We start from the raw sequence: 12635 nt of genomic DNA, 5'->3' as shown, positions 1-12635 counted from the left end.
ATTGGCCGATCCCGTAGGGGAATCGGCCGGCGACCGGGTCTTCACTCTGCCATGGGCGTGGATACTCCCACACAATAGTAAGTAGCTCCGCGGGTTGTCAGTTGATAGCCGCCCGGTAATGGTTCCAGCAGCCCTTCCAGCTCCATTTGCAACAATAGTCCCATCAGATCCCCGGGGCTTTCCCCGGTATCCAGAGCCAGTTGCTCTATGCTGCGGGGCCCACCTGTGAGGGCATTCACCAGAGCCTGCTGGCGCCGGTCGGGCAGTGTTTTGGGGGCCGCCTCCGCTGCTGCCGGCTCGGCCAGTAACCCACCCAGTTGGGTGGCAATATCTGCACTGGTTTCCACCAGTGTTGCCCCTGTCTTGATCAACTGGTGACAGCCCCTTGCCATGGGGTTGTGGATGGAACCGGGGATGGCGAAAACCTCGCGGTTCTGCTCCAGGGCTAGGCGCGCGGTGATCAGGGAGCCGGAGCGCAGAGTTGCCTCAGTCAGCAACACGCCCATAGAGAGTCCGCTGATGATGCGGTTTCGGCGGGGGAAGTTTTTGGCTTCGGCCGGGCTGCCGAGAGGTAGCTCGCTGATCAGTGCGCCACCATTGGCGAGGATATCTTCGGCAAGGGCCCGATTGTGCCGCGGGTAGATGCAATCCACGCCGCTGCCGAGCACGGCCAATGTGGTTCCACCCCCCTGTAAAGCTCCCCGGTGTGCCGCCGCATCGACGCCCAGTGCCAACCCGGAGGTAATGGCAAATCCGGCCCGAGCCAGTTCTGCGGCGAAGGCGCAGGCATTCTCCAGTCCCACGGTCGTGGCCCGGCGCGCACCGACAATGGCGATCTGGGGCAAATTTAGGGTCTTGTGCGCACCGCGGATATAGAGGAGCGGTGGCGGTCGGGAGGTCTCGGCGAGCAGGGCGGGGTAGTCGGGATCGCTGTGCCATAAAAGCTGCACCCCGCTATCCACACAGCGCGCGCGCTCCTCTTGAGCCCAGGCGGCCAGTGTGCACTGTGCCTCCAGACGGGAAAATTCGCGCCACTGGGACTGTGCGCGGGCGGGTAGCTTATTGAGAAGCGCACTGGGAGGCTGCCGCAGGGCCGCGAGCGGGTTGCCGAAGTGCTCGACCAACTGCCAGTAGCGGGCGGGGCCGACACCCTCAAGACGCAGTAGGGCCATGCAGGCAGTTAACCCATCCATGCCGCGCACCATACGCTGATTTTGAGTGTAGGGTGGACCAAACAGAGGGGCCCACCGGGGTATTTGGTTCGTGCCCGGCTCAGGGGTTGCGCACTAGATCCATCACTGCGAGAGGGCGGTCCGCTTCGAGAATCAGGGCAAGGCTCATCTTTTCGAAGGTGCGGAAGATCATCATCTCGCCGGCGCGTTCATCCGGCAATTTCACGCTGTCACCCGCCAAGCGGTCCCGCACCAGAGCGCCGCGCTTATATACCGCCAACACATCGCCCGCAACCACGCCATCGCGGTCGCCCAAATTGAGGATAACCACGTCGAGCTTGCCGATCTGGGTAACCCCTTCATCCACGCCCACAATCAGGCCATCCACATCGACCGCTGGCGCACTAGGGTGGAAGAGCGCATCGATTGCGCGCTCTTCCACGGGCATCAGGCGATCCTCCAGGCGGATCTCGCGGGCGGTATTGGCAACACCCAGGGTGGCTATGGAAAAGCCGGGCAGGGTATCGGGGTCCAATTGCAACAGGTCTACCTCGCCCACACCCAGTGCCTGGCGGCCCAGGGACTCCCTGCTGACCGGGTCCACATACACAGGCCCGGGGCGATAGAGACCATAGGATGCCAGAGGCACTGCGAATTCGCCGCGTGCGTAGATGGTATCGCCCGCTCCCATGAGGATATGGTTGTCAGAGCCGGACACAATATAGGGTATGCCCTCGAACGCATCCGGTTCGACGATTCGGGTGCGTGACAGGAAGGCATTGATCGCATCCAGGGGGATCGTCGGGATCGCATCCTCCACCGCCTCCCGGCGGATCTGCGCTGTCAGGCGATTGCCATCCGCCCCCGGCGAAAGCTGATAGGCGCGCGGGCCTCTCTGCAACTGCAACTGTGGCTGTCCGTCGACATAAACCAGGCGCAGACCGTCACCGGGGTAGATCAGATGCGGGTTTTCCACTTGCGGGTTAACCTGCCAGATCTCCGGCCAGTACCAGGGCTGTACAAGGAATTCACTGGAGATATCCCAGAGGGTATCGCCCTTCTGTACCATATAGGCATCCGGTCGGTCGGGGTTCAGGCGTACCTGCTCCTGCCCCCGGGCGCCGTGGGTAACTGTCAGCAACAAGACGACGGCGAGGATAATTTGTTTCATGGAAGCATTCCTATGCTCTTTATCGCTATAATTCTCAGCGCCGGGCCGCTCTCCCTCGGAAAAGCGGCTGGACCCGGGCGCTAGGCGCCAGCAAAAATCGGGGCCACCCGGTAAATAGTGAGCGCGATCATAATGTTATCAGCGCACATTCAACGAATACTAGAAGTTTGTCACAGGTGTTATGGCTAAACTCGAGATATTGGAATTTCCCGATCCGCGCCTGCGCGAAATTGCTAAACCCATCCCTGAGGTCACCGACGCGCACCGCCAACTGCTCGATGATATGTTTGAGACTATGTACGCCGCGCCCGGCATTGGCCTCGCGGCCACCCAGGTCAATGTGCGCGAACGCCTCATCGTAGTGGATATTTCTGAGGATGGCAGCGAATCGCTGGCTTTTATCAACCCCGAGATTGAGGTGCTGGACCGGGAAATCCATCAGTACGATGAAGGCTGCCTGTCGGTGCCCGGGTTTTTCGAGACGGTCGAGCGCCCGCGCAGGGTGCGCGTGAAGGCATTGGATCGCAATGGCGATCCCTTTGCCCTGGAAGTGGAAGGTCTGCTGGCCGTGTGTATCCAGCATGAGGTCGACCATCTGGACGGCAAGCTGTTTGTGGATTACATCTCTCCACTCAAACGCAATCGCATCCGCACCAAGCTGGAAAAAGCCCAGCGTCGGCGCGCCTGATACAGCCCCTGGCCGTTCCCGCCGGCCCTCCTTGACACCAGAACTGAGAGCCAGCCAGTGAATATTATTTTCGCCGGTACGCCGGATTTTGCCGCCGTGCACCTGCAAGCCCTACTCCACAGCGAGCATACAGTCATCGCTGTCTACACCCAGCCGGACAGGCCCGCCGGGCGCGGCAAGAAACTGCTGGCAAGCCCGGTCAAACTGCTGGCGCTCTCGCACAATATTCCCGTCTACCAACCGCGGAGCCTGCGCGATGGGGCAACCCAGCGGGTGTTGGCGGCGCTGGGTGCCGATATCATGGTCGTGGTGGCTTACGGCCTCATCCTGCCCCAGGCAGTACTGGACACCCCGCGCCTGGGATGCCTGAACGTACACGCCTCCCTGCTGCCACGCTGGCGCGGTGCCGCCCCTATTCAGCGCGCGGTGGAGGCCGGGGACAGCGAGAGTGGTGTGGCCATTATGCAAATGGAAGCCGGCCTGGACATGGGTCCGGTTCTGGTGGAGCGCCGCTGTGTCATTGGGCAGGCGGATACCGGCGGCAGCCTGCACGACAGGCTCGCCGGGCTCGGCGGCCCGGCATTGCTCGAGGCCCTGGCGCAGCTCAACAGCGGCAACGCACAGCCTCAACCGCAGGACGATACCGGAGCGAGCTATGCCAACAAGATCAGCAAACAGGAGGCCTATCTCGACTGGCAGCGTCCCGCGGAGGCATTACAGCGACAAATCCGCGCTTTCAACCCCTTTCCGGTCTGCTGGACCACCTACCGGGACAAAAAGGCCGCTCAGCGCCTGCGCATCTACAGCGCTGACATTGAACGCAGCGGTCACAACAAGCGCCCCGGCACGATTATCGCCAGTGACGATCGGGGTATTCTCGTCGCCTGCGGTGGCGAGGCTCTGCGCCTGCAACGGTTGCAGCTGCCAGGCAAAAAAGCGTTGCCCGCGGCGGACATTTTAAAAGGTTACCGGCAGCAGTTCGCTCCCGGTACGCAGCTGGGATAAGCATGAGTAAAGATGTACGCGCGGAAGCAGCCCGGGTTGTCGCCGCCCTGTTGGAGGAGCGCGGCTCCCTGGCACGACTGTTACCGAAAGCCGAAGGCCAAATCGGGGAGCGAGACCGCGCCCTATTGCGTGAACTCTGCTACGGCAGCGCGCGCAGCGCACCGCGCCTGCAATTGATCGCGGGCAAATTATTGCGTAAAAAATCCTCAGATACCTTGGTCAGTGCACTAATCCTGTTGGGGCTTTACCAGTTGGAATACACCCGCATCCCCGATCACGCGGCTATCTCCGCCACGGTCAATGCCGCGCGCAGCCTCGGGCTCGATCGGGCTACGGGGTTGATCAATGGGGTGCTGCGCAATGCCCTGCGCAATCGCGAACCGTTGCAGCGAAAGCTCTGCGGCAACCCGCAATTCAGTGCTATGCACCCCAATTGGTTGCTGCAGCGGGTCAAGGCCGCCTGGCCTCTACAGGCTTCGGACATCTTCCGTGCCAACAATACCAATCCGCCAATGACCCTGAGGGTTAACAGCGGGAAAATTTCCCGCGACGACTATCTGCAGAAACTCACAGAAACGGGTATGTGCGCCGGGCCCTGTGCTGTCTCGCCTGTGGGTATTACCCTAAGCGCGCCGGTCGCAGTGAGCGAGCTGCCGGGATTTGCCGAGGGACTGGTGAGCGTGCAGGACGAGTCTGCGCAGTTGGCGGCCCCGCTGCTCGCGCTCCTTGCGGACGAGCGGGTGCTGGATGCCTGTGCGGCCCCGGGCGGGAAAAGCTGCCACCTGCTGGAGCAGCAACCCTCGATTAAACTGAGTGCACTGGATATCGACAGGGAACGCCTCGACCGTGTGGCGGAGAATCTCGACCGCTGTGGCCTGGACGCGCAGTTGATCTGCGCCGATGTGGCGCGGCCCAGTGCCTGGTGGGATGGGCGGCAATACGGCCGCATACTACTGGACGCGCCCTGCTCCGCCACCGGTGTGATTCGCCGCAACCCGGATATCAAGCTGTTGCGGCGCGATGAAGACATCCCCGCGCTGGCACAGTTGCAGGGCAACTTGCTGCGGGCCCTGTGGCCGCTGCTGAAACCCGGCGGCTGTCTCCTTTATGCGACCTGTTCCATACTGCCCGATGAAAACAGTGAAGTGACCACCGCCTTCATTGCGGAGACCAAGGATGCGAGCGACAATACCCCGGAACTGTTCAACGGTCGCCTCTGGGGTGAAAAGCAGGCGGTGGGTATGCAGCGGTTGCCACAAACCGCTGCTGGTGACGGTTTCTACTACGCTCTGTTGAGCAAAGCCGAATAAGAGCGGCGCTAGCCGCGAGTTTCATGCGATATGAAGATTGTCATTCTCGGCGCCGGCCAGGTGGGCGGCTCACTGGCGGAGGCCCTGGCCTCCGAGCGCAATGATATTGTCCTGGTGGACAGCGACGAGAAAACCCTGCGCGAGTTGCGGGATCGCATTGATATCGGTGTGGTCGTGGGCCATGCCTCGCATCCGGACGTGCTTATGGATGCCGGCATAGAGGATACCGATATCCTGGTGGCGGTCACCAATAATGATGAAACCAATATGGCAGCCTGCCAGATAGCGCACTCCCTGTTCCGCGTAACGACAAAAATTGCGCGGGTGCGCGCTGCCTCCTACCTGCGCTACCCACAGCTGTTTAATACCGAGGCTATCCCCATCGACGTACTGATTAGCCCCGAGCAGCTGGTTTCTGATTATATTGCACGTCTAATGGAGCACCCGGGCGCGCTACAGGTGCTGGATTTCGCCGATGGCCGCGTACAACTGGTTACGGTGCTGGCCATTCAGGGCGGCCCCCTGGTGGGGCACCAGTTGCGCTATCTGCGCGAGCATATGCCCAAGGTAGACACCCGGGTGGCCGCCATCTACCGTCGCAACCGGCCCATTATCCCCCAGGGGGATACGGTGATCGAGGCCGGCGACGAGGTGTTTTTTATCGCCGCGCGTGCCGATATCCGCGCGGTCATGAGCGAACTGCGCCGGCTGGAACACGGATACAAACGGGTGGTGATCGCCGGTGGCGGCAATATCGGCCTGCGCCTGGCCTCCAGACTTGAAAACCGCTATTCAGTGAAAATTGTCGAGCAGAGCCACGGGCGCTGTATATTTTTATCCGAGGAGTTGTCCCACACCATTATCCTCCACGGCAACGCCTCGGATCAGGATCTGCTGTTGGAGGAAAATATTGAGGACACCGATGTTTTCCTGGCCCTGACCAATGATGATGAAGCGAACATCATGTCATCGCTACTGGCCAAGCGCCTTGGCGCGCGCAAGGTGATGACCCTGATCAACAATCGTGCCTATGTGGATTTGGTGCAGGGCGGTGAAATTGATATCGCGATTTCCCCACAGCAAAACACCATTGGCACCCTGCTGACCCATGTGAGGCGTGGCGATATGGTCAATGTGCACTCCCTGCGTCGCGGTGCCGCCGAGGCCATTGAGGTGATTGCCCATGGCGATGAGCGTACCTCCAAAGTGGTGGGACGTAAAATCGAGGATATCGACTTGCCCGAGGGTGCCTCTATCGGTGCCATCGTGCGCAAGACGGAAAATGGCAGTGAAGTATTGATGGCCCATGACGATGTGATCGTACAGAGCGACGACCATGTGATCGTATTTTTGGTGGACCGCCGCCATACACGCCATGTGGAACAATTGTTCCAGGTGGGCTTCAGTTTTTTCTAGGTCGCTGAGATTTTATCGATCCGGTGGCCACTGAGTTTACCGTCTCTCTAACAGAACAACAGTTAACAGGCTGACAGGAATCAATGCGGATTGCGGTCATTGCGCGAGTTTTCGGAATTCTCCTGACGGTGTTCAGCCTGACGCTGATACCGCCATTCTTTGTATCGCTGTGGTATGGGGACGACACCCACAGTGCCTTTGTGGCAGCCTTTGTGATTACCCTGATCACCGGCCTGTTTATGTGGTTGCCGGTTTACGACCTGCGCCAGGATCTGCGTACCCGCGATGGCTTTGTGGTAACCTCGCTGTTCTGGCTGATCCTGGGTAGTTTCGGTGCTCTGCCTCTGATTATTAGTCCGCAACCCGACCTCAGCGTTACCGATTCGATTTTCGAGTCTATTTCCGGGCTCACCACCACCGGCGCCACAGTGATCACCGGCCTGGATTCCCTGCCCCCGGCCATCCTGTATTATCGCCAGCAGCTACAGTGGTTTGGCGGTATTGGCGTGATCGTCATTGCACTGGCAATCTTGCCCATGCTGGGCATCGGTGGTATGCAGCTGTACAAGGCGGAAATTCCCGGGCCGGTAAAAGACACCAAACTGACGCCGCGGATCGCTGAGACAGCCCGTGCAATGATAGTGATTTATGTCATCCTCACGGTGCTGTGTGGTATTGGCTACTGGATCGCGGGAATGAGTGTGTTTGATGCCGTTGGCCATGCCTTTTCCACCGTGGCAAATGGCGGCTTTTCCACCCACGATGCCAGTATGGGTTTTTACGCGCACAACCATGCGATCATGTTGATTTGCATCGTGTTTATGCTCACCGCGGCGATCAATTTCGGCCTGCATTTTTACGCTTTTCACAACAAAACGCTGAAACACTATTGGCGCGACTCCGAGTTCCGCTTCTACATCCTGGTGGTTGTCAGTGCCGCGCTGTTGATCAGTTGTTATCTCTGGTATCTGGACATTTTCTCTTTGGACCAAAGCCTGCTGCACGGTTTTTTCCAGGTGGTCTCCATCAGTACCACCGCCGGTTTTGCCTCGGAGAATTTTTCTGCCTGGCCTGTATTTTTGCCCTATGCGCTGCTGCTGTTGGGGGTGCTTGGCGCCTGTGCCGGTTCCACTTCGGGCGGGATTAAGGCTGTGCGGGGGATGTTGATTATGAAGTCCGGACTGCGCGAGTTGAACCGGCTGGTGCATACCAATGCGGTAATTCCTATCAAGATTAACCGCAAGATAGTCCCGAGTCGGGTCACCGATGCCGTATGGGGCTTTTTTGCCGTCTATGTCCTGTCCTTTTTCGTTCTTGCCATTATCGTGATCGCCACCGGTGAGGACTTTGTCACCTCGCTCACCACAGTGGCATCCTGCCTGAATAATATAGGCCCGGCCCTGGGGGATGCCGCTGCCCACTACGGCTCTATTAACGAAGTGGCCAAGTGGTTTCTTATTCTCGCCATGCTGATGGGGCGCCTGGAGATTTTCACCCTGCTGATACTGCTGACTCCCGCTTTTTGGCGCCACTGAGGTGGCGGATCCTCACGTCGCAGCATCCGCGCGTGGCAAATTCTGAAGACTTCTGTCACAGTAGCTTTGTCCAGAAAAAAAGCGATAAGAAAAAGGCGGCATGAATAGAAGCACCAATGAGCTGCTCGATCAGTTGAAGATAGACCGGAATACGCTTCCTGAGGCACCTTCACTGCGCCGGAAAATCCTGTTGGCGGTCTCTGCCGGCACCCTTGCCGGCTTGATCATGGGATTTGCCGGCGCCAGCCTACTGGCGGACGACCAGCCCGCAGTCACGCCAGTGCAAAGTATTCCCGCAGATGCCACTGCCCCGACACCCATAGCTACCGAACGTGGGCAATTGGAAACTGTGCTCAATGCCTCCGGCTATATCACCGCACGCCGTATGGCCACGGTTTCCGCCGAGGTTATGGGACTGATCAGCAGTGTGGATGTGGAGGAGGGCATGCGGGTACAGGCGGGGCAGGTACTGGCGCGGCTGGACGATGCCAAGGCGCGGGTCAGCCTGGATTTTGCCCTGGCCCAGATTCAGGTGCAGCGGGCCCAGGAGGCCAGTATTCACGCCAGGCTGAGAGAAGCGCAGCGCCAGTACCAGCGTTTTGCCGGCCTGCGCGACAAAAACTATTCCAGTAAAGCGCAATTGACCCAGAGCGAAGCCAGCGTCGATAGCCTGGTGGCGGATTTAAAAAGCGCGCGCGCCAATATTGAGGTGGCCAAACTGGAGGCCCAGCGACAGCGTGAACGGCTGGAGGATCATATTATCCGCGCACCCTTCGCCGGTATCGTTACGCAAAAAAATGCACAACCTGGGGAAATTGTCGCGCCCAGCTCTGCCGGGGGTGGCTTCACCCGCACAGGTATCTGCACCATCGTGGATATGAACTCGCTCGAAATCGAGGTCGATGTCAACGAGGCATTTATTGGCCGCGTTTCTGCGCGGCAGCGGGTAAACGCCAATCTGGACGCCTACCCGGAATGGGATATTCCAGCCACGGTGATCGCTATTATTCCGACCGCTGATCGCGCCAAGGCCACAGTGCGGGTGCGTATTGGCATAAACAGTAAAGATCCGCGTATCCTGCCGGATATGGGGGTAAAAGTTGGGTTTTTGGCCGGGGAGGCAGCCGCTCTTTAGTTTCGAGACGCACTTGCCAAACGGATTCATTCTTTTACGAGGAGATTGGAGATGTCAGAAGATGTGTTGTTTCAATTAACGAATGTCCGCAAAAGCTTTGTTAAAGGCAAGGAAAAAATTCCTATTTTTGACAATCTGGATATGGGCATTGCGCAAGGGGATTTTGTCGCAATTATGGGGCCATCCGGTTCCGGTAAAACCACCCTGCTGAATATGCTCGGTGGTGTGGATCAACCCAGTGGCGGCGAGATTTGGTTTGATGGCGCCCGCATTGATGCACTCAGTGAGAGTGCCCTGACCCGCTGGCGCGCGGAGAATATCGGCTTTATTTTCCAGTTTTACAATTTAATGCCGATGCTGAATGCGCAGCGCAATGTGGAACTGCCACTGCTGTTGACCAAACTGTCCAAGATCCGACGCCGCAAAAATGTGGAAACGGCGCTGGCTTTGGTGGGCCTGAGCGACCGCGCCAAGCATATGCCCGGCGAAATGTCCGGTGGCCAGCAGCAGCGGGTGGCCATTGCCCGCGCCATTGTCTCGGACCCCAAGTTGATACTGTGTGACGAACCCACCGGTGACCTGGATCGCGGTACTGCCGATGAAATTCTGGAAATGCTGCAGCTGTTGAACCGCGATCATGGCAAGACCATCGTGATGGTCACCCACGACCCCGCTGCGGCTAAATACGCAAAGCGCACCCTGCATCTCGACAAAGGGCAGTTTGTGCAAAGGGAAGTGGTGGCATGAACGACCTCTATTTAATTTACAAAAACATGACGAGAAAGCCCTTACGGCTGTTCCTCACCTGTTTTGCTATCTTTATTGCGTTTTTGATCTTTGGTGCAGTTACCAGCTTAAAAAGCGCACTTAATTCCGGGGTGGAACTCTCCGCGGACAACCGTCTGGTGGTATTTAACCGCATCAACTTTACCAAATCCCTGCCCATTGCCTACTACCAGAAAGTCGCCGCGGTGGCGGGAGTGAAGGACGTCACCCACCTGAACTGGTTTGGCGGTTACTATCAGGAGCCGGCCAAACAAATTGTCTCCATGGCGGTAGAGCCTGAATCCTATCTGCGCGTCTACGAAGAAGTTATTATTCCCGAGGCGCAGAAACAGGCCTGGCTCAACAACCGACAAGGGGCCTTGGTGGGGGAAAAACTGGCAGAGATGTACGGCTGGAAAATTGGCGACAGAATTCCGGTTTCCTCGAATATCTTTACCCATAAAGACGGCGGCTATACCTGGGAATTTATCGTCTCTGGCATTTTTAAAGGGGATAACGAACAGTACGATACCCGCCAGATGCTGTTCCACTACCAGTATTTTATGGAAACCCAAACCTTTGGTGGCGACTGGATCGGTTGGATGGCACTCACCACCGACGATCCATCGCTGAATGAAAAGGTGGCGAAGGCCATCGACGATAGCTTTGCCAATTCCCAGAATGAAACCGACACCAGTACGGAAGAAGCCTTTAATAAAGCCTTTATCGAGCAGATAGGCAATATCGGCCTGATCATTTTCTCGGTGGTATTTACCGCTTTTTTCACCATTCTTGTCGTGGTTGGCAATACCATGGCGCTGTCCATTCGCGAGCGCACCGGAGAAATTGCCGTACTGAAAACCCTGGGATTTTCCAGCACGAGGATTTTTCGTATGGTGTTATCCGAGTCCATGCTGATTGCACTGATTGGCGGGCTCTCCGGGCTGGCGGCCGCCTGGCTTTTGGTTGAAGGGGGGAAAACCTTTCTTGCAAGATTCTTACCCAACCTGATTTTGGGTGGCAATATCGCCCTGCAGGCATTGGTATTTATGCTGCTGCTCGGCCTGGTCACCGGGCTGCTGCCGGCGTTTAACGCGCTGCGGCTGAATATCGCCACGGCATTTAACCGACAACAATAATCCGGCTGATAGTCAGCCTGTTGTGGTCCTTTTTATACCGGGTACTACATCAAAACTCCGACAGGGAGGGAAAAGAATGGGTTCTCTTATTGCACAAATTGTCTCGGTGACCCTGATGAATCTCGGTAGTTTGCGCCGCCGCCTGTGGATGTCGCTGGCTATGGTGCTGGCCTCGGCAGTGGTGGTGGCAATATTGCTGGCGTTTCTCGCCATGGCCAAGGGTTTCGAGGAGACCATGCGTGGGGCCGGCTCCAGCCAGATCGCCATCCTGATGCGTGAGGGTTCTTCAACCGAACTCAATTCGGTGGTTCTGCAGGATCAGGTCAACCTGATTGGCGCTTCAGCCGGTGTCGCGCAGGATAGCAGCGGTCCGATGATTTCACCGGAGCTTTACGTGATTGTGGATGGGATCAAGAAGTCCAGCGGTACCGAGGCCAATATCCCCCTGCGCGGACTCAACAAAGCCGGTATGGATATGCGTACCAATATGCGTTTGGTAGAGGGACGCCTGTTTACCCCGGGTACCAATGAGATGGTTGTGGGTGAAGGGGTACTGCGTGAGTTCGACGGCTTCGAGATCGGCAGGACGGTGCGTTTTGGCAAAAACCTGTGGACCGTGGTTGGCGTATTTGCCACTGGTGGCAATATTTTTGAAAGCGAGCTGTGGGCGGATATCAATATTATCCAGAGCCACTACAACCGCGGCAACAGCTATCAGTCGATCCGGGTGAAGCTGGACAATGACGGAGACCTTGGGCCGCTACAGAAGACCATTGAGCGGGAACCGCGTCTGAACCTGGAGGTCCAGACCGAGCGCGGCTATTTCGCCAGTCAGGGTAAACAACTGCAATACATCGCCGTTTTCGGCTGGATTATCAGTGCCATTATGGCCCTCGGTGCCCTGGCCGGTGCGCTCAACACCATGTACACCTCGGTGGCGGACCGGGCCAGGGAGATCGCCACTCTGCGCGCGCTGGGTTTCAGCAGTGTGTCCGCCTTCTGCGGTACGATTGCCGAGGCCCTGGTACTGGCGGTCGCCGGAGGTCTCCTCGGTTCTTTCGCCGCTTTTGGTTTTTTTGACGGTCTGAATACCTCCACCCTGGGGGGTAGTTTTACCCAGGTGGTTTTCAGCTTTGAGATGTCGCCGGAGTTGTTCCTGCAGGGGGCGATACTGGCGTTGGTGATCGGCTTTGTCAGCGGTTTTTTCCCCGCCTGGCGCGCAGCGCGCATGCCGGTGATTGTAGCATTTCGTCACGGGACTTAAGGGGGCCGCTGGTTAACAGTAGAGGTGCCGTCACA

Annotated in this window: 11 protein-coding genes; 9 read left to right on the top strand and 2 right to left on the bottom strand. The window is 57.9% G+C overall.

Annotated features, from left to right (window positions below; genetic code table 11):
- Positions 1-41: 41 nt before the first annotated feature.
- Together dprA and Q1A48_RS01650 are read right to left on the bottom strand one after the other, a co-directional pair.
- Entirely contained in the window at positions 42-1193 is a 1152-nt protein-coding gene (gene dprA / locus Q1A48_RS01655) for a DNA-processing protein DprA (protein WP_299940282.1), read from the bottom strand.
- A 79-nt stretch (positions 1194-1272) separates the two neighbouring features.
- Positions 1273-2343 carry a LysM domain-containing protein gene (locus Q1A48_RS01650; protein WP_299940280.1) on the bottom strand — a complete coding sequence of 357 codons (1071 nt, stop codon included), beginning with the start codon at positions 2341-2343 and terminating at the stop codon, positions 1273-1275.
- Positions 2344-2524: 181 nt separating this feature from the next.
- Between Q1A48_RS01650 and def the strand changes: the two genes are divergently transcribed.
- The 9 genes from def to Q1A48_RS01605 all read left to right on the top strand — a co-directional run bounded on the left by def (position 2525) and on the right by Q1A48_RS01605 (position 12600).
- Positions 2525-3031 carry a peptide deformylase gene (def, locus tag Q1A48_RS01645; protein ID WP_299940275.1) on the top strand — a complete coding sequence of 169 codons (507 nt, stop codon included), beginning with the start codon at positions 2525-2527 and terminating at the stop codon, positions 3029-3031.
- Between the two features lie 57 nt (positions 3032-3088).
- On the top strand, positions 3089-4036 hold the full coding sequence (fmt, locus tag Q1A48_RS01640) for a methionyl-tRNA formyltransferase (protein WP_299940273.1): 948 nt from the start codon (positions 3089-3091) through the stop codon (positions 4034-4036).
- Between the two features lie 2 nt (positions 4037-4038).
- Complete coding sequence (rsmB, locus tag Q1A48_RS01635) at positions 4039-5346, top strand: 16S rRNA (cytosine(967)-C(5))-methyltransferase RsmB (protein WP_299940270.1); 1308 nt, start codon at positions 4039-4041, stop codon at positions 5344-5346.
- Positions 5347-5376: 30 nt separating this feature from the next.
- Positions 5377-6762, top strand: coding sequence for a Trk system potassium transporter TrkA (gene trkA / locus Q1A48_RS01630; RefSeq protein ID WP_299940268.1), 1386 nt, complete (start codon positions 5377-5379; stop codon positions 6760-6762).
- Between the two features lie 83 nt (positions 6763-6845).
- The gene (locus tag Q1A48_RS01625; protein WP_299940265.1) at positions 6846-8297 is read left to right on the top strand and encodes a TrkH family potassium uptake protein; all 1452 of its coding nucleotides are present in this window, start codon (positions 6846-6848) and stop codon (positions 8295-8297) included.
- A gap of 100 nt (positions 8298-8397) precedes the next feature.
- Positions 8398-9432, top strand: coding sequence for an efflux RND transporter periplasmic adaptor subunit (locus Q1A48_RS01620; protein WP_299940263.1), 1035 nt, complete (start codon positions 8398-8400; stop codon positions 9430-9432).
- A 51-nt stretch (positions 9433-9483) separates the two neighbouring features.
- The gene (locus Q1A48_RS01615) at positions 9484-10179 is read left to right on the top strand and encodes an ABC transporter ATP-binding protein (RefSeq protein ID WP_299940260.1); all 696 of its coding nucleotides are present in this window, start codon (positions 9484-9486) and stop codon (positions 10177-10179) included.
- Entirely contained in the window at positions 10176-11336 is a 1161-nt protein-coding gene (locus Q1A48_RS01610; protein WP_299940258.1) for an FtsX-like permease family protein, read from the top strand. The genes Q1A48_RS01615 and Q1A48_RS01610 overlap by 4 nt, the downstream gene beginning before the upstream one ends.
- 76 nt (positions 11337-11412) lie before the next feature.
- A complete protein-coding gene (locus tag Q1A48_RS01605) occupies positions 11413-12600 on the top strand; it encodes an ABC transporter permease (protein WP_299940256.1) in 1188 nt (395 codons plus the stop codon).
- Positions 12601-12635 lie beyond the last annotated feature (35 nt).

The organism is uncultured Microbulbifer sp., assembly GCF_947489355.1.
Lineage (GTDB): Bacteria > Pseudomonadota > Gammaproteobacteria > Pseudomonadales > Cellvibrionaceae > Microbulbifer.
Note: the sequence above shows the minus strand (reverse complement) of the source record. Positions and strands in the feature narration are given on the sequence as shown.